Origin of the sequence: Nonomuraea sp. NPDC050328 (assembly GCF_044459405.1) — a bacterium.
GTDB lineage: Bacteria > Actinomycetota > Actinomycetes > Streptosporangiales > Streptosporangiaceae > Nonomuraea.
Genome location: NZ_JBITIW010000003.1, coordinates 810,189 through 827,943, shown reverse-complemented (window position 1 = coordinate 827,943; position 17,755 = coordinate 810,189). Strand labels below are relative to the sequence as shown.

At 71.1% G+C, this 17,755-nt stretch carries 15 protein-coding genes; 7 read left to right on the top strand and 8 right to left on the bottom strand.

The window, feature by feature from the left end; translation table 11 throughout:
• Positions 1 to 116: 116 nt before the first annotated feature.
• The 7 genes from ACIBG7_RS15425 to ACIBG7_RS15395 form a co-directional block, all read right to left on the bottom strand.
• A complete protein-coding gene (locus tag ACIBG7_RS15425; protein ID WP_397336602.1) occupies positions 117 to 1,508 on the bottom strand; it encodes an MFS transporter in 1,392 nt (463 codons plus the stop codon).
• Between the two features lie 395 nt (positions 1,509 to 1,903).
• Positions 1,904 to 2,497: a TetR/AcrR family transcriptional regulator gene (locus ACIBG7_RS15420; protein WP_397336601.1), complete on the bottom strand. Its 594-nt coding sequence runs from the start codon at positions 2,495 to 2,497 to the stop codon at positions 1,904 to 1,906.
• Positions 2,498 to 2,506: 9 nt separating this feature from the next.
• Positions 2,507 to 3,160 (bottom strand): biliverdin-producing heme oxygenase, encoded by a 654-nt coding sequence (locus ACIBG7_RS15415; protein ID WP_357931231.1) that lies wholly within the window; start codon positions 3,158 to 3,160, stop codon positions 2,507 to 2,509.
• A 29-nt stretch (positions 3,161 to 3,189) separates the two neighbouring features.
• Positions 3,190 to 4,632, bottom strand: coding sequence for an acyltransferase (locus tag ACIBG7_RS15410; RefSeq protein ID WP_397336600.1), 1,443 nt, complete (start codon positions 4,630 to 4,632; stop codon positions 3,190 to 3,192).
• A 194-nt stretch (positions 4,633 to 4,826) separates the two neighbouring features.
• Positions 4,827 to 5,534, bottom strand: a complete 708-nt coding sequence (locus ACIBG7_RS15405) for an alpha/beta hydrolase (protein WP_397336599.1) — start codon at positions 5,532 to 5,534, stop codon at positions 4,827 to 4,829.
• A gap of 419 nt (positions 5,535 to 5,953) precedes the next feature.
• Positions 5,954 to 6,613 (bottom strand): response regulator transcription factor, encoded by a 660-nt coding sequence (locus ACIBG7_RS15400; RefSeq protein ID WP_357931224.1) that lies wholly within the window; start codon positions 6,611 to 6,613, stop codon positions 5,954 to 5,956.
• 220 nt (positions 6,614 to 6,833) lie between these two features.
• Positions 6,834 to 8,099 carry a sensor histidine kinase gene (locus ACIBG7_RS15395; RefSeq protein WP_397336598.1) on the bottom strand — a complete coding sequence of 422 codons (1,266 nt, stop codon included), beginning with the start codon at positions 8,097 to 8,099 and terminating at the stop codon, positions 6,834 to 6,836.
• Positions 8,100 to 8,264: 165 nt separating this feature from the next.
• Between ACIBG7_RS15395 and lon the strand changes: the two genes are divergently transcribed.
• Entirely contained in the window at positions 8,265 to 10,619 is a 2,355-nt protein-coding gene (gene lon, locus ACIBG7_RS15390; RefSeq protein ID WP_357931220.1) for an endopeptidase La, read from the top strand.
• A 99-nt stretch (positions 10,620 to 10,718) separates the two neighbouring features.
• On the opposite strand, the gene ACIBG7_RS15385 is transcribed toward lon, so the two are convergent.
• Positions 10,719 to 11,396, bottom strand: a complete 678-nt coding sequence (locus tag ACIBG7_RS15385) for a hypothetical protein (RefSeq protein WP_397336597.1) — start codon at positions 11,394 to 11,396, stop codon at positions 10,719 to 10,721.
• A 517-nt stretch (positions 11,397 to 11,913) separates the two neighbouring features.
• Here ACIBG7_RS15385 and ACIBG7_RS15380 point away from each other — a divergent pair.
• The 6 genes from ACIBG7_RS15380 to ACIBG7_RS15355 all read left to right on the top strand — a co-directional run bounded on the left by ACIBG7_RS15380 (position 11,914) and on the right by ACIBG7_RS15355 (position 17,749).
• Positions 11,914 to 13,188, top strand: coding sequence for an MFS transporter (locus ACIBG7_RS15380; protein WP_397336596.1), 1,275 nt, complete (start codon positions 11,914 to 11,916; stop codon positions 13,186 to 13,188).
• A 303-nt stretch (positions 13,189 to 13,491) separates the two neighbouring features.
• A complete protein-coding gene (locus ACIBG7_RS15375) occupies positions 13,492 to 14,442 on the top strand; it encodes an ATP-binding cassette domain-containing protein (protein WP_357931212.1) in 951 nt (316 codons plus the stop codon).
• Complete coding sequence (locus ACIBG7_RS15370) at positions 14,439 to 15,095, top strand: methionine ABC transporter permease (RefSeq protein WP_357931209.1); 657 nt, start codon at positions 14,439 to 14,441, stop codon at positions 15,093 to 15,095. The genes ACIBG7_RS15375 and ACIBG7_RS15370 overlap by 4 nt, the downstream gene beginning before the upstream one ends.
• A gap of 9 nt (positions 15,096 to 15,104) precedes the next feature.
• Positions 15,105 to 15,941 carry a MetQ/NlpA family ABC transporter substrate-binding protein gene (locus ACIBG7_RS15365; RefSeq protein ID WP_357931207.1) on the top strand — a complete coding sequence of 279 codons (837 nt, stop codon included), beginning with the start codon at positions 15,105 to 15,107 and terminating at the stop codon, positions 15,939 to 15,941.
• 164 nt (positions 15,942 to 16,105) lie between these two features.
• Entirely contained in the window at positions 16,106 to 16,669 is a 564-nt protein-coding gene (locus tag ACIBG7_RS15360; RefSeq protein ID WP_357931204.1) for a hypothetical protein, read from the top strand.
• Between the two features lie 63 nt (positions 16,670 to 16,732).
• A complete protein-coding gene (locus ACIBG7_RS15355; protein WP_397336595.1) occupies positions 16,733 to 17,749 on the top strand; it encodes a C39 family peptidase in 1,017 nt (338 codons plus the stop codon).
• Positions 17,750 to 17,755 lie beyond the last annotated feature (6 nt).

Genomic DNA, 17,755 nt, shown 5'->3' with positions numbered 1-17,755 from the left:
CGGGGCCGCGCAGGACGTCGCCGCGGAGGGTGCGTTCAGGTTCGGGGACCGGGCGGAACGTTGGAGCGGCCGGCGAGGTCAGGTCCGAGGATCCCGGAGGCCGCCGCTGCGATGGGTCAGTTCTGGGGATCCCGCAGGACGTTGGTGCGGATGGTCAGGAAGGTGATCAACGCCGACACCCCCATCAACCCGGCGCTGATCAACATCGCCAGCCGATAGCCCACGTCGAACACCGCCGGCTGATCGAAGGCCGTGCCCACCAGCCCCACCATGGGCGGCAGCGCGGCAACGAGGAGCAGGCTGCCGGTGCGGGCCACCGCGTTGTTGATGCCGCTGGCCGTCCCGGCGTACCGCTCGTCGGCGGTGGCCAGCACGGTCGCGGTCAACGGCGCGACCGCCGCCGACAGCCCCAGCCCGAACAGGCTCACCGCGGGCAGCACCTGCAACCAGTAGTCGGAGCCCTCGCCGATCGAGGCCATCCAGAGGAACCCCAGCCCGGCCACCAGGATGCCCAGCGTCATCGGCCACCGCGGCCCGATGCGTTTGGCCAGCTCACCCGCGGGAGCGGAGAGCACCATCATCAGCAGCGTCACCGGCAGCAGCGCCGATCCGGCCGCGATCGGCCCGAACTGCGACACCACCTGGAGCTGCAGGCCCAGCAGGAAGAAGGCGACGCCCATCGCGCCGTACATGATCAGGGTCACCACGTTCACCGCGGTGAAGACGTGGTTCTTGAACAACCCGACCGGCACCAGCGCGTCGGGGGAGCGGCGGATCTCCAGCGCCACGAACGCCACGCCGAGCACGATGCCGGCGATCAGCGGCAGCGGGGTGCCGAGGTCGATCAGCCCGTAGGTCACCCCCGCCAGCGCCAGGGCGGCCAGCGCCGACCCGGCCACGTCGAACTTGCCCGTGGACTGCTCGTCGCGGGTCTCCGGCACGTGCCGCAGGGTCACGAGCACCACCAGCGCCGCGAACGGCAGGTTGATCAGGAACGCCCACCGCCAGCCCGGCCCCTGCACCAGCCAGCCGCCCACCAGCGGCCCGATCGCGCTGGCCACACCGCCCAGACCCGACCACGCGCCCACCGCCCGGGGCCGGTCGTCCCGGCAGAAGGACGCCTGGATGATCGCCAGCGACCCCGGCGTCAGCAGCGCGCCGCCCACGCCTTGGAGCGCGCGGGCCGCGATCAGCACCTCGATGTTGGGCGCGAGGCCGCACATCAGCGACGCCAGCGCGAACCAGACCGTGCCGATCAGGAAGATCTTCCGCCTGCCGTACCGGTCGCCGAGACCACCACCCAGCAGAATCAGGCCGGCCAGGGTGAGGGTGTAGGCGTTGACCGACCACTGCAGGCCCGACATGTCAGTTTTCAGGTCCCGGCCCAGGAACGGCAGCGCCACGTTGACCACGGTGGAGTCGAGCATCGTCAGCCCCGAGCCCAGCACGGTGGCGGCCAGGATCCAGCGGCCACGCGCGGTCTTCAGGTGCACCTGGGCAAAAGACATGACGCCCATCTTGTCACCGGCCCCCGACAAGATCCCCGCAGGGATCGCCCCCGCCAGACAGCCACGACTGCCAAGACGAACCCGCCGACCAGATCCCGCCACCACGCGGCCAGACCCCGCTCACGAAGCCAGCACATGATCCCGCCGCCACATGGCCGGGAGCGCAGAGTGACCTGGGCGACCACGATCACCCACATCAGGCAGCCGGGCAGAGAAAGAGCCCGGCGACCGCGGGCGGCGGTGCCAGGTGATCAGGCACGCTGGACGAGCCCGACAAGGCCATGAGGGTCTGTGCCACGGAGCCCGAGGCACGCACGGCGGGGCCAACGACCCTAAGTGGGCGGTGTCAGGCGCCCCGGCAAGCAGGGGCGAGCCAACGACCCTAGATGACGATGTCAGGCGGCCAAGGCGCGCAGGACGAAGCCGGTGACCATGGCCGAGGCGTCCTCCAGGGCGATGGTCCCGCTGATCAGCGGCACCCGCTCGGCCCCGATCACCGCCAGCACCATCCGGGCGGTCGCTGCCACGTCCGGCGCGTGGAAGTCACCCGACTCCACCCCGTCGGCGATGATGCCCACCAGGATGGCCTGCATGGGCGCGACATGCTCGGCGAGCTGCTGGTAGGCGTCGGGCCCCAGGGTGGCCGACAGGTCGGCGGCACCGGGGTGAGGATGGGCCAGCAGCCCCGCGAGCTGGAGCCGCACGAACGCCCGCAGCCGCTCGGCGGGCGAGGCGTCGGCGGGCAGCTCGCGCTCGAAGCTCTCGATGAAGTAGTGGGTCACCCGCTCGGTGAAGGCCAGCAGCAGCGCGGCCTTGTCGGGGTAGTAGTTGTACAGCACCGTGCGGGTGATGCCGGCCTCGGAGGCGACGTCGGTCATCGAGATCGCGTCGATGCCCTGGACACGCGACAGCCGCGAGACCGCCTGCAGGATGCGATCGCGCGTCTGGGCGCGGTGCTCGCCGATCGTCGCGGCGGTGATCCGGGGCATTTGACCAGTCTAGGCCGCTGCCTTGACCACGTGCAGCAGCTCGGCCAGTACCTCGGTGTTGAGCTGGTAGGCCAGCTTCACCTCGGCGATGATCCGCCGCTGCTCGGCCTCGGACGGCTCCAGCGCGTCCAGCCGGGCGCGGTAGTCGTTCTTGAACCGCGGCAGGCTGCCGACCTCGTCGAAGAAGTAGAAGTCCACCCCGCCGCCCTTGGTGTAGCCGTAGATCTTCTGCAGCTCCATGCGGATGAACTGGCCGCCGGACAGGTCGCCCATGTACCGGGTGTAGTGGTGGGCGATGTACCCGCCGGGCCAGTCGGCGACCTGCTCGATGCGGGCCACCAGGGTGCGCGTGGCCTTGGAGGGCGCGATGCGCTCCCGCCACCCGGCGCCGTAGATCGTCTCCAGGTCACGCTCCAGCGCCGCCTCCCGATACAGCTCCGGGAAGACGAAGCGGCCCGCGACCGGGTGGTCGGCCAGTGCCCTGGAGGCGCCGTCGAGGGCGACGTAGGCGAAGTAGTGCTGCGCCACCATCTCGCCGTACTCCTGCTCCGACAGCCGGCCCCCCATCAGCTCCTTGAGGTAGCTCTCGTCCTCGGCCGACTCGTGGTCGCCCCAGGTCGCGGTCTTGAGAATCTCGGAGAAGGCGGTCACGGCTGGCTCCATGGGGGCGCGAGTGGTTATATGACGAAGTGTCACAAACGACGGAGCCGTTCGTCAAACTGTTGACGACACCATGTCATTAAACCTGCCGTCGCGACGAGCGCCAAGACCAGCACCGGCACCCACACCAGCCGCCCGGCCACCCACCCGAGATCATCGGGCCTCCCGAGCAACCCCACCCAGCCCAGCTCGTCCGGCCCGCCGTACCCCACTCGACCTGGACTCTCGGGCCCGCCATCCAACCCCTCCCGCCCCAGCTCGTCGGGCCCGCCATGCCCCACCCGCCCGAGATCATCGGGCCCGCCATGCAACCCGTTCCCGCCCAACTCGTCGGACCTGTCCCGCTCTACCCGGCCCAGCTCGCCGGACCTGCCGTGCAACCCCTCCCGGCCCGGAGCAGCGGGCCCGCCCTGTACTTCCCGGCCCGGAACGTCAGGCCCGCCCTGTCCTTGGCCCAGATCGTCGGGCCCGTCCCGCCCTTGCCGGCCCGGGTCGTCGGGCCTGTGGTTCAGCCCCAGCCAGCCGAGACCGTCGGGCCTGCCGTACAGGACGGCGGCGCAGACCACCAGCGCGACGAGTACCGTCTGGTGCCAGAGGAAGATCCGCATCGCGTTCAGGTTGACCAGCGCCACGACCGCCCACACCCGCGTTCGTCGCATGAGCCGGCCCAGTGGTTCGCGCGCCAGCATCGCCAGCCCGGCCTGGGCCAGGCCGAAGCTCACCGAGGCCAGGGTGGGCGGGCTGAGGTTGGACACGTCCGCGCCGGGCACGCCGACCATGCTCGCCGGATAGCCTGCCCAGCCGACCAGAACCGCCGTCACCGCGGCGCCGCCGCCGAGCAGCCACCAGGCCATGCTCGGGCGGACCGTCCCGCGGGCCCAGGACAGGCCCAGCAAGTACGGCACCAGCCAGGCCGCCCCGGCGTTCAGCCAGCCCACCCATGCGGGCGCGTCCAGCCCGAACCTGGCCAGATCGACCACGGCCACCACCGCGACCATCACGGGGACGCCGTGCCGTACTCGCATCAGCAGGGGAGTGGCCGAGGTCAGCAGTACGAAGACGCCCAGGAACCACAACGGCCCCAGCGCCGGCTTCCCCAGGGCCTCCAGCGTCGGCCAGGGCATGAACGCCGCCACCACCGCCCAGCACACCACCAGCGGCACCACCGGCCCTAGCAGCCGCCGTAGCCGCCCGCCCACCCACGTGCGGTACGGCTCGCGCACCCCCAGCGCGGCCACATACCCGCCGACCAGGAAGAAGACGGCCAGCGTCTGCAGCACCCAGGACGCCGGGGCGAGGTGTGGCAGGTGCACGAGCGGGCTGGAGATCCGTGGCCCGGGCTCCCACGCGGTCACCAGCCAGTGCCCCAGCACCACCCCGCCGATCGCCAGCGCCCGCAGAGCGTCGATCCCTCGGTCGCGGCTGGGCGGGGTCGCGCGATCCAACCGCCGCACCGCTGCAGCGAGGTCACCCACGGCTCACCTCGCTTGTCCGGCCGCGCGCGATGTGGTGACTGCGGCTCGCCTCGCTTGTCGGGTTGGGGGCGGTGCGGTCGCTCTGGTTCAGATCGCCGGGTGGGTTCGGGGAGGTGCGGTCGTCACGGCTCGCCTTGTCTGTTGGGCTTGGTGCGCTGCGACTCGCCTCGCCAAATGGGCTCAGAGTGCTGAGGTCAGCCACGGCTCACCTCGGCAGTTCGGCCCAAGGTGATGAGGGCGAGGTTGCGCAGTGAGGGGGTGCCTGAGTTGAAGTAGTCGCTGTGCCCGCCCGGGCCGGTCTCGAAGACGTGGCCGGTGTGCATCGGGTCGGTGCCGAATCCGAGCGGTCCGAGTCGCACGCCTGGGACGAAGCGGACCCAGTCGTTCAGTCCGCGTCCGGCCCACAATCGGGGGAGGGCGCCGGGTGGGTCGCCCAGGCCGGGGCTGCCTATCACGGCCAGTTCGTCCACCCGCGCGCCCGGTGCGCCCTGTGCGCAGACCACCGAGCCGTAGCTGTGGCACACCAGCGTGATCGGCACCTGGGGCAGGCTGCGCAGGTAGGTGCGCAATGCGGTCCCGCCGCGCCGGGCCGCTGTGTCGGTCAGGACGTCGGTGCTGAAGGTGGCCGGGCTGTCGTAGCCCAGCCATGCCACGACCGCCAGCCGTACCCCGGGTGACAGCGCGCCGGCCTCGGCGAGCAGGGCCCGGGCGGCGCCGCCGGGGCGGTGGGTGGCCTGCTCGAAGGTGGCCACCCGGGTGTCCGAGCCGGGCACGATCACTGCGATTCGGGTGGCGGTTTCCAGCTCGCCGTACACGCGCACTAGCCGTTCGGGCGGGCTCGGTGAGGGGTGGGCGGAGAGGGCCAGCAGGAGCGCGGTAGTCAAGGTCAGCGGCTTGAACATGCTGTGACGCTAGAAATCGGCGTCTGTAGTCCGCGTCCCGCCGCCGGGTGAAGCCGCGGCCTCCCTCCAAAGGGGGACGAGGCAGAGGGAGGGCGGGACTGAGGGGGCGGGGCTGAGGGGGCGGGGCTGAGGGGCGAGACACAGGGGCGGCTGGACAGAGGGAGGGCGAGGATTGCTCGCCGGGCTAGGTCGTCCCGCGCCCTCCCACGAAGGGGGCCCGGGAAAGGGGACCGGGAAGGGGATGGGGCTTGTAAGCCGGTCGACCGGTGCTCGCCGGAGGGGCAAGCCGCCTTCCGCGCAAGGAAAGGTGGCGGTGGCTCGGGTCGGTTCCGCCTTCTCCCCGTGAAAGGGGAGCACTGTTGAAGGGGGAGCCTGGCGCCGTGACTGGCGGTACGGCAGGCGCGGTGGGGAAGAGGGGGTTACTCGCCGGGGCGGATCAGGCCGGTTTCGTAGGCGTAGACGATTGCCTGGGCGCGGTCGCGGAGGCCGAGCTTCATCAGCACCCGTCCGACATGCGTCTTGACCGTCTGCTCGGACAGGATCAGCTCGGCGGCGATCTCCTGGTTGGAGCGCCCGCGCGAGACCAGCACGAGCACCTCGGTCTCCCGCTCGGTCAGCTCGGCCAGGCGGCGGCGGGTGGGGGCGCGCGGGCCGCCGAGCCGGGCGAACTCGTGGATGAGGCGCTTGGTGACCACGGGCGCGAGCAGGGCGTCGCCGCCCGCGACCACGCGCACCGCCTCGGCGAGCTGGGCGGCGGAGGCGTCCTTGAGCAGGAAGCCGCTGGCTCCGGCGCGCAGGGCCTCGTAGACGTAGTCGTCGAGGTCGAACGTGGTCAGGATGAGGATCTTGGCGGAGATGTCGGGGTGCGCGGAGATCTGCCGGGTGGCTTCCAGGCCGTCCATGTGGGGCATGCGCACGTCCATCAGGACCACGTCGGGTTGGAGGGCGGCGGCCTGGTCGACCGCCTCGCGGCCGTCGGCGGCCTCGCCGACCACGCGGATGTCCGGCTGGGTGTCCAGGAAGGTGGTGAACCCGGTGCGGACCATGCCCTGATCGTCGGCGATCAGTACCCGGATCATGTGGTCCCCTCGGCGGCCATCAGCACCCTGAGCATGTGGTCTCCTCAGCCGTGATCAGCACTCGGATCACGGCGTCTCCTCGGCCGTGGTCAGCACTCGGATCACGGCGTCTCCTCAGCGGCGATCAGCACTCTGATCACGTTGTCCCTCCGGCAGCGAGCAGCATCCGGATCACGTCGAACTCCCCGGTTGAGCAGGTGCCGCCGCACCCCGTCCCATGTCACGCCGGTTCCACCGGTAGCCGGGCCTCCACCGAGAAGCCGCCTTCCGGTGTCGGGCCGGTGGTGAGCGTACCGCCGACCAGTGCGACCCGCTCGCGCATCCCCGCCAGCCCCTGCCCCGCCCCGCCCACCGGGGGCGGGACGACCCGCGGCGCGGCGTTGACCACGCAGACCCGGACCTCGGCGGGCTCACGCACGACGGCCACCGCCACCGGCGAGCCGGGCGCGTGCCGCATGACGTTGCTGAGCGACTCCTGCACGATCCGGTAGGCCGTCAACTGCACCGCCTGCGGCACCCCGTCGGCGGATCCCGACCAGGTGAGGGCCACGGTCAGCCCGGCCGTCCGGGCGTTGGCGACGAGCTCGCCCACCCGGTCCAGCCCGGGCTGGGGAGCCGTCTCGGTACGCCCCTCGGGATCGCGCAGGACGCCGAGCACCCGCCGCAGCTCGGCGATGGCCTCCAGCGACAGGCCCCGGATGTCGGCCATGCCGGATTCGAGCTGGGCGGCGTCGCCCTGGGCGCGCAGGGGCACGGCCTCGGCCTGGATGGCGATCACCGACATGTGGTGGGCCACCACGTCGTGCAGTTCGCGCGCGATGCGCGCCCGTTCGGCCAGCGCGGCCTGCGCGCCTTCGGCCAGCCGGGTGCGTTCCTCCTCCTCGGCGAGCTTCTCGGTGGCGCTGCGCCGGGTGCGCACGTTGTAGCCGAACAGGGCGGCCACGGTGAGCCCGATGCCGCCGGCGCCGAGGGTGTAGGCGTGCTGGTCGACGCTCCACATGAACACGATCGAGACGACCCAGACGGCCAGGGTGATCTGGCGCTCGCACCGCACCGCGACCGAGTAGAGGCACATCACGGCCGCCACTCCCACGCCGGGCAGGAAGACCGGCTGCGCGAAGCGGTGCAGCTCCAGCGGGACGACGACGGTGGACAGGGTGCCCAGCAGGAGGATCCGCCAGGCGGCCAGCGGCCAGCGGTGGCGCAGCACGATGGGCAGCGCCGTGGAGATCGCGGTGAGGTAGATCATGCCGATCCCGGCGTCCAGCGGTCGCCGGTCGTGCTCGGAGATCATCATGTTGAGCGCGGTGCCGAAGACCACCCAGGCGATCACGAAGTCGGCCAGGAAGGCCAGGTGGAGACGGTGCACCGGCAGCAGGCCGAGCCAGCGGGGGGTGGTGACGGTGAAGGCCGGCCGCGCGGGCGCGGGATCGGCGGAACCCTTGACCAGCGCCAGCGTGAACGGCCGTACGAGGTCGGCGAGCACCCTGCCAGCGTAGGAGACGACGGCGTAACCCGCGTCCCTCGAAAGTAGCATCCCAATCTGGCCGATTACCTGATTACATTCGCTCACAGCGAACTCACTCAGCTTCGGGAACAACCCTCGACTCCTCTAAGTTGAGCCCGTATAACTCAACCCTTTGGAGTTCAGATGAGTGAGAGCTTGATCCTGCCGGTGCTGCCGCTCGACGACGAGGTCGTCCTCCCGGGCATGGTGGTTCCGCTGGACCTGTCCGACTCCGAGGTGCGTGCGGCCATCGACGCCGCCCAGGCATCCGGTGGCAACAAGCCCAGGGTTCTGCTCGTTCCCCGGATCGACGGCCGGTATGGAGCGGTCGGCGTGCAGGCGGTGGTCGAGCAGGTCGGCCGCCTGCCCGGAGGCGAGCCCGCGGCGGTGGTGCGCGGCGTCAGCCGGGCCCGCGTGGGCCAGGGCACCACGGGCCCCGGCGCGGCCCTGTGGGTGGAGGCGCACGTCCTGGAGGCGACCAGGACCGCCGACCCCGAGGTGGTCAAGGAGTACAAGGCGCTGACCACCACGATCCTGCAGAAGCGCGGCGCGTGGCAGGTCGTCGACCAGGTGAACCAGATCGACGACGGCGCCGTGCTCGCCGACACGGCCGGCTACGCCCCGTGGCTGAGCACCGAGCGCAAGGTCGAGCTGCTGGAGACCCCCGAGCCGGGCGACCGCCTGGCGCGGCTGGTCGAGTGGGCGCGCGAGCACCTCGCCGAGCTCGACGTGGCCGAGACGATCCGCAAGGACGTCCAGGAGGGCATGGAGAAGCAGCAGCGCGAGTTCCTGCTCCGCCAGCAGCTCGCCGCGGTCCGCAAGGAGCTCAAGGAGCTCAACGGCGACACCGACGGCACCGAGGAGGAGGACTACCGCGCCCGCGTCGAGGCCGCGGACCTGCCCGAGAAGGTGCGCGAGGCCGCGCTCAAGGAGGTCGACAAGCTCGAGCGCACCTCCGACCAGTCGCCCGAGACCGGCTGGATCCGCACCTGGCTCGACACCGTGCTCGACATCCCCTGGAACGAGCGTTCCGAGGACACCTACGACATCTCCGGCGCGCGGGCCGTGCTCGACGCCGACCACACCGGGCTCGACGACGTGAAGGACCGCATCATCGAGCACCTGGCCGTGCGCAAGCGCCGCCAGGACAAGGGCCTCGGCGTCGTCGGCGGCCGGCGCAGCGGCGCCGTCCTCGCCCTCGCCGGCCCGCCCGGAGTGGGCAAGACCTCGCTCGGCGAGTCGGTCGCGCGGGCCATGGGCCGCAAGTTCGTCCGCGTCGCCCTCGGCGGCGTCCGCGACGAGGCCGAGATCCGCGGGCACCGCCGTACCTACGTCGGCGCGCAGTCCGGCCGCATCGTCCGTGCCATCCGCGAGGCGGGCTCGATGAACCCGGTCGTGCTGCTCGACGAGATCGACAAGGTCGGCGCCGACTACCGGGGCGACCCCACCGCCGCCCTGCTGGAGGTCCTCGACCCGGCCCAGAACCACACCTTCCGCGACCACTACCTCGAGGTCGAGCTCGACCTGTCCGACGTGCTCTTCCTGGCGACCGCCAACGTCCTGGAGGCCATCCCCGGGCCGCTGCTCGACCGCATGGAGATCGTCACCCTCGACGGCTACACCGAGGACGAGAAGGTCTCCATCGCCCGCGACCACCTGCTGCCCAAGCAGCTCAAGCAGGCCGGTTTCGAGCCCGAGGAGATCACCTTCGAGGACGCCTCGCTGCGCCGCCTGGCCGCCGAGTACACCCGCGAGGCGGGCGTGCGCTCCCTGGAGCGGGCGGTCGGCCGGGTGATCCGCAAGGTCGCCGCCAAGGACGAGGTGCCCGTCACCGTGACCGCCGAGTCGCTCGTCGACTACCTCGGCCGGCCCCGGTTCGTGCCCGAGTCCTCCCTGCCCGAGTCCAAGCAGCGCACCAGCGTGCCCGGTGTGGCCACCGGCCTGGCGGTCACCGGCGCGGGCGGCGACGTCCTGTACGTCGAGGCCTCGCTGGCCGACCCCGAGACCGGCGACACCGGCCTGACCCTGACCGGTCAGCTCGGCGACGTCATGAAGGAGTCGGCGCGGATCGCGCTCAGCTACCTGCGCTCCCACGGCGCGGAGCTGGAGCTGCCGGTCGGCTCGTTCAAGGACCGCGCGGTCCACGTGCACTTCCCCGCGGGCGCCGTGCCCAAGGACGGCCCCTCGGCGGGTGTCACGCTGACCACCGCGCTCGCCTCGCTCCTGTCGGGCCGCCAGGTCCGCCCGGACGTGGCGATGACCGGCGAGATCTCGCTCACCGGGCGGGTCCTGCCGATCGGCGGCGTCAAGCAGAAGCTGCTGGCGGCGCACCGGGCGGGCATCACCACGGTGCTCATCCCGGCGCGTAACGAGCCCGACCTGGACGACGTGCCCCAGGAGGTGCGCGACCAGCTCACCATCCACGCGGTCAGCGACGTGCGCGAGGTGCTGGAGATCGCGCTCACCTCGGCGAAGGTGGCCGCCCCCGCCGCGGCCTGACCGGCCGCGCCGCGGCGCCGCCGGTCAGGCCCGCCGCACCGCTGCCCCGCCGTACCCGATCAGGTACGGCGGGGCAGCGTCATGTCTGGCGGCCGGCCGCTAGCCGCGGAAGACGAAGACGCCTTCGAAGTCGGTCTGCAGGTAGCGGTGGAAGCGCTCGGCGCGGGTCTTCTCCGCCTGCGCGCCGGTGACGACGGTGGCGACGACGTAGCGGCCGGTGCTGTTGTAGCGGATCTTGCCGTAGGCGAAGTCCTTGTGCAGCAGGTCCATCCGCCAGCGGATCGTGGTGTTGGAGTCGACCGCGATGCCCTTGAGGGCGGCCTTGGCCTGCTCCTCGTCGGGGAAGGCGAGCAGGACGACGTTCGCCTTGATCTTGCCGCCGTAGCCGGAGTAGGCCATCAGGACGCCGTGGTCGCAGTCGTTCTTGGACAGCGGCTTGTTCTTGCCGTCCAGGGGTCCGCAGGTGTCGTGCCGCCAGCCGCCGACGCGTTCGGCCTGGAAGGCGGTCTCGCCCAGGCGGAAGTTCCAGTCGGCGCCGAACTCCTCGACGGTGAGCGGCTTGCCCTGGGTGGTGGTGCTCGGGGTCTCCGAGGGCTCCTCGGCAGGGGTGGTGCTCTCCTCCGGGCTCGGCTCGGGGGTGGTCTCCTCGGGGGCGGGCTCGGTGGCGGGCTCGGTGGGGATCTTGGTGGCCTCGGGGTGGGCCACCACGGTGGTGGACGGCTTGTCGTCGAGGGCGTAGATCAGGGCGACCACCCCGCCGCCGCCGAGCAGGACCACGGCGAAGCCGATGATCAGGCCGATGACCAGGCCGTTGCTCTTGCGCGGGGGAGGGGGCGGCTGGGTGTAGCCGGGGGGCTGGCCGTACCCGGGGGGTCCGCCCGGTCCGGGTGGCTGTCCGTAACCCGGGCCGCCCTGAGGGCCGGGACCGTAAACAGGACCGGGACCGTGAGCAGGACCGGGGCCGTGAGCAGGACCGGGGCCGTGAGCAGGGCCGGGGCCGTGAGCAGGGCCGGGACCGTAAGGACCGGGGCCCTGAGCGGGACCAGGGCCGGGGCCGTAGCCGGGAGGTGGCGGGGGCTGGCCGGGAGCGCCCTGGGGCGGGCCGTAACCGGGTGGGGGAGGAGGGGGACCGCCGGGGACCTGCCCTGGTTGACGGGGGCCGTTGGGGTGGCCGGGCGGAGGTGGCGGCGGGTAAGACATGCCCTCCATTGTGCGACATGTCAGAACATGCGACTCAGCCGTCCCACGGAGTACCGCGAATGATCCACAGCGCGCGAGGGTATCGTCACGCACCGTGACCACACCACTCCTCCGCAAGGTCCGCCGCCGCCTCCTGCCGCTGGTGATCGCCTCCTACGTCATCTGCTACATCGACCGCACCAACATCGGCATGGCCCAGCTCCGCATGGGCGAGGAGATCGGCCTGGACCCGGCCGGCTTCGGCCTGGCCGCGGGCGCGTTCTTCGTCGGCTACGCGCTCTGCGAGATCCCCAGCAACCTCGTCCTGCACCGCGTCGGCGCCCGCCGGTGGATCGCCCGGATCATGGTCACCTGGGGCCTGCTGTCCGGCGCGACCGCCCTGGTGTCCACCCCCGAGCAGCTCTACGTGGTGCGCTTCCTGCTCGGCATGGCCGAGGCCGGCTTCTTCCCGGGCGTCATCCTCTACTTCTCCTACTGGTTCCCGCAGCGCGAGCGCGCCCGGCTGATCGCGATGCTGATGGCCGGCATCCCGGTCTCCTTCCTGATCGCCAACCCGGTGTCCGGCTGGCTGGTGGAGCAGGTGAGCTGGCAGGCGATGTTCGTGGTCGAGGCGCTCCCGGCGGTCGTCCTCGGCGTGGCGGTCTGGTTCGTGCTGCCCGACCGGCCCGCCCAGGCCCGCTGGCTGACCGAGGCCGAGCGCGCCGAACTGCTGGCGGACCTCGCGCGGGAGACCCCGCCGGAGCGCCCGGCCCGCGCCGGCCTGCTCAACCGGCGGGTGCTGGCCATCGCCTTCGTCTCCAGCGGCAGCGTCTTCGGCGCCTACCTGCTCAGCCTCTTCCTCCCGCAGATGGTCGAGCAGCTCTGGCCGCACGCGGGGGAGACCGGGATCGGCCTGATCTGCGCCATCCCGTACGGCTTCGCCGTCCTGGCCATGCTGGCCTGGGGCGCGCACTCCGACCGGACCGGCGACCGGGCCGGGCACCTGCTGGCCGCCTGCCTGCTCAGCGCCGCCGGTTTCGCGCTCGCCGGACTGGCCTCGGCGCCGTTGCTGGTCCTGGCCGGGCTGGTGCTCGCCGCGATGGGCAAGTTCGCCGCCGTGCCGATCACCTACAGCCTGCCCACCGAGTTCCTGTCCGGCCGGGCCGCGGCGGCGGGCATCGCGCTGGTCAACTCGCTGGCCCACCTCGCCGCCATCGCCGGCCCGCCCGTGATCGGCTGGCTGCGGCAGAGCACCGGCGCCTTCTCCGCGCCGCTGCTGCTCGCGGGCGGCTACGTGTTGCTCACCACGGTCGTGGTGGCCGGGCTGGGTGCCACCCGGCCGGACACGGTGAGGCAGATCACACCAGATGTCCGGAATAGCGGCAGGTAAAGGGACTGTTAGCACGAGCGTGAACGAGGCATACGCGAAAACCATGAGCGCCCACGGCGACCTCATGTGTCGCGTCATGCGTATGGGGCGAATGCCGAGCATGCGCGCCACCGGCGGCCTGATGTGCTGCCGACCGGCCCGCTGACCCGCCCCATCCGTTCTCCGCGAAAGTTCTGACGAACCGTGATTCCTCCCAGCTTCGTGCTGCGTCGCCTGACCCACCTGCCCTTTCCCCCGGGTACGCGGTAGCCGTACCGGCTGCGGCTCTGTTGACGTTCCATCCAACTCACGTGGGGAAATTTCGTGATCCAGGCTTCCGGCCTGCGCAAGTCGTACGGCTCGGCCGTCGCGCTCGACGGCGTCGACCTGCACGTGCGCCAGGGCGAGATCTTCGGTGTGCTCGGCCAGAGCGGCGCGGGCAAGTCGACGCTGCTGCGCTGCGTCAACCTGCTGGAGCGGCCTGACGCCGGTACGGTCACCGTCGCCGGCCAGGACCTGACCGGCCTCGGCGAGCGCGAGCTCAACCGCGCCCGGCAGCGCATCGGCATGGTCCACCAGCACTTCGCGCTGCTCAGCTCCCGCACGGTCGCGGGCAACGTGGCCTTCCCGCTGGAGGTCATGGGGGTGCCCAGGGCCGAGCGCGAGCGCCGCGTGGCCGACCTGCTGGAGCTGGTCGGGCTCGGCGGGCGAGGCAAGGACCATCCGCGCCAGTTGTCCGGCGGGCAGAAGCAGCGGGTGGGCATCGCTCGCGCGCTGGCCGGCCGGCCGGAGGTGCTGCTGTCGGACGAGGCCACCTCGGCGCTCGACCCGGCCACCACCGAGTCGATCCTGGAGCTGCTCCGCTCGCTCAACCACGAGCTGGGGCTGACCATCCTGCTGATCACCCACGAGATGAACGTCGTCAAGAGCATCTGCGACTCCGCCGCCATCATGGCCGACGGCCGCATCCTGGAGCAGGGCACCATCGCGAGCCTGCTCCGCACCCCCGGCTCGCGGCTGACCAGGGAGATCTTCCCCCTGCCCGCCGCCCGCCCGGGCGAGGTCACCGTGACCTTCACCGGCGACCCCGAGGAGCCGGTCATCTCCGCGGTCGTGCGCAAGTACGACGTGGACGTGAACATCCTCGGCGGCGCGATCGAGGAGCTGGCCGCCGGTTCGGTGGGCCGGCTGCGCATCGAGCTGGCCGGCGAGGAGCGCGAGAGTGCCCTCACCTACCTGCGCGAGCGCGGGCTGCTGGTGGAGGTGGCCGCATGACCTGGGATGAGCTGATGCCGCTGCTGGCCGAGGAGACCGGCAACACCGCCCTGATGGTCGGCTGGGCCACGCTCTTCACCGTGCTCATCGGGCTGCCGCTGGGCATCAGCCTGGTGGCTCTCGACCGCGACGGGCTGCGCCCGATGCCGGCGCTCAAGGGCGTCCTCGGGCTGGTCGTCAACGTGGGGCGCTCGCTCCCGTTCATCGTGCTCATGATCGCGCTCATCCCGTTCACCCGGCTGGTGGTCGGGACCACGCTCGGCACCGCGGCCATGGTCGTGCCGCTGACCGTGGGCGCCGCGCCGTTCTTCGCCAGGCTCGTCGAGACCGCGCTGCGCGAGGTCGGCCGGGACGTGGTGCAGGCGGCGCAGGCGATGGGCGCGAGCCGGGGCCGGATCATCGCCAGGGTGCTGCTGCCCGAGGCGCTGCCCGGCCTGGTCGCGGGGCTGACGGTCACCGTCGTCGCGCTGATCGGCTACTCGGCGATGGCCGGCACGATCGGCGGCGGCGGCCTGGGTGACCTGGCCAAACGCTACGGGTATGAGCGCTTCGAGACCGGCGTGATGATCGCCACGGTGGTCGTCCTCATCATCATCGTTCAACTGATCCAGAGCGCGGGCGACCGGGTCGCCCGCCGCCTGAGCCACAAGTAAGGAAATCTCATGAAGATCCCCGCCATCGTAGGCGCTGCCGCTCTTGCCCTGTTGCTCACCGCATGCGGCTCGTCACAGCCCGAGACGACGCCGGCCGCGGCCAAGGACGGCGCCAGCCCGGCGGCCGTGCTGAAGGTCGGCGCCTCGCCGGTGCCGCACGCCGAGATCCTGACCTTCGTCAAGGACAACCTGGCCGCCAAGGCCGGCCTGAACCTGGAGATCGTGGAGTTCGGCGACTACGTGCAGCCGAACGTGCAGCTCGACGAGGGCCAGCTCGGCGCCAACTTCTTCCAGCACAAGCCCTACCTGGACGACTTCAACGCCTCCAAGGGCACCAAGCTGTCCTTCGTCACCCCGGTGCACCTGGAGCCGCTCGGCCTGTACTCCAAGAAGATCACCGACGTGAACGCGCTGGCCAGTGGAGCCACCGTGGCCGTGCCGAGCGACGCCACCAACCAGGGCCGCGCGCTCAAGCTGCTCGCCGACAACGGCGTCATCAAGCTCAAGGACGGCGTAGGCACCGCCGCCACCGAGCGGGACGTCACCGACAACCCCAAGCAGCTCACCTTCAAGCCGATCGAGGCCGCCCAGCTGCCGCGCTCGCTGGAGGACGTCGACGCCGCGGTGATCAACGGCAACTACGCGATCGAGGGCGGCCTCAAGCCGGGCTCCGACGCGCTGGTCCTGGAGAAGACCGAGGCCAACCCCTACGTCAACGGCCTGGTCGTGCAGACCGGCCACGAGAAGGACGCCGCGGTCGTCAAGCTCGGCGAGCTCCTGCGCAGCAAGGAGGTCAAGGACTTCATCGCGCAGAAGTACGCCGGCGCGGTGATCGCCGCCGAATAGGGCCGAATTTCAGCTTTCTTTCAGGTAGGCACTTGGATAAGCTGCCTTACCTGCGGCGGGACTTCAGCGTGATCATCCGTGTTAAGTGAATGGAAAGCGTGCTGCAATCCTCGGGGCATAGGAATTGCTTTGACAAATACCTCGTCCCGAGGAGAACACCAGCCATGCGATTCGTTTCACGAATCATGATCGGCGTCGCGGCTGCCACCGCGGTAGCCGTGGGCGCGCCTGTCGCGGCGAGCGCGGCGCCCTCGAGCACGTACCCCGTCGAGGCCAAATGGGGTCCGTACTCATCGCCCAGCGGCAAGTCCACCGCAGAAGGAATCGTCAAGGTGGACAAGGTCGTCGACAAGTACAAGGTCTACAAGAAGAAGTGGAAGAAGGTCCTCGTCTGCAAGAAGAAGGACGGGAAGCTCTACTGCAAGAAGGTCTGGCGCCTGGTCAAGGTGCCGGTGTGGGTGAAGAAGACCACCTACCCCTTCGTCGTGCACAGCACTCTCCACAACAAGAAGTGGTGGGGCAAGTACGGCTGTGCGTGGGAGACCTTCAAGGTCGTCGGGCTCGACGGCTCGACCTACCACAAGTCCTTCAAGAACTGCGGCAAGCACCCGAAGGAGTACTCCTTCTCCGGTAAGAACGCCGCCCACATCACCGTCGATGTGAGCCGCGGCAACCCGTTCGAGCCGAAGACCGACCACTCCGGTTTCAAGGACGTCTACCACGCCTGACCGGAAACAACGCCGAAGCCGTGATCCCGTTTAGGGATCACGGCTTCGCCGTATCTGTGCTTCATGAGAACAATGCTGGCGGTGTGGCTCCTGATGATGCCGCAACCGCCTGTGGCGCGTGCTGTTCAGCAAAGCGAGGAAATCGTCTCGCCCGGCGTTTTCGTCCGGCGCGGCGAGCGCGAGGAGGCCGTCTGGACCGGGCCCGAGCGCCGGTTGCCGTTCGCCGCCGACGAGATCGTGCCGTCCTGGACCGCCGACACCCCGCCCGGTACGCGGCTGCGGGTGGAGCTGAAGGTGCCCGGCTCGCGGTGGTACGTCCTGGGCCGCTGGTCCTATCACGGGCCGCGCACCACCGTGGCGGGCCAGTCCGACGCGCACGGCCGGGTCCGGGCCGACGTGTTCAGCGCCCGCCGGCCGGTCACCTCCTACCGGTTGCGCGTCACGCTGAGCAGGCCGTACGGCTCCGCCGTACAGCCGGTGGTCAGGACGCTGGGCGCGGTGGCCTCGGCGCGCGGGGTGGCGTCGGCGGAGCGCGGCGGCCAGGCGTGGGGGCGGGAGCTGGCGGTGCCGCGCAAGTCGCAACTCGCCCACGCCGGGCACGGCGGCCGCGGCTGGTGCAGCCCGACCGCGACCGCGATGGTGCTGCACTACTGGCGCAAGGGCCCGCCGCCCGCCGAGCTCGCCTGGGTGGCGGCCGGCGACCCCGACCCCCGGGTCGACCACGCGGCCCGGCATACCTACGACCGCGGCTACCGGGGGACCGGGAACTGGGCGTTCAACACCGCCTACGCCGGCCGGTTCGGGCTCGACGCGCGGGTCGAGCGCTTCACCTCGCTGGCCGCGCTGGAGCGGCTGATCGTGCAGGGCGTCCCGCCGGTCGTCTCGCTCGCCTTCACCCGGGACGAGCTCGGCTACGGCAGCGAGGGGCACCTCATGGTCGTCACCGGCTTCACCCGGAACGGCAAGGTGATCGTGAACGACCCGGCCGCCTCCGGCGTGCGCGCGGTCTATCCGCGGGCCGCCTTCGAGCGGGCGTGGCTGCGCGCGAGCACCGGAACCACTTACGTGATCCGGCCCTAACAGAAT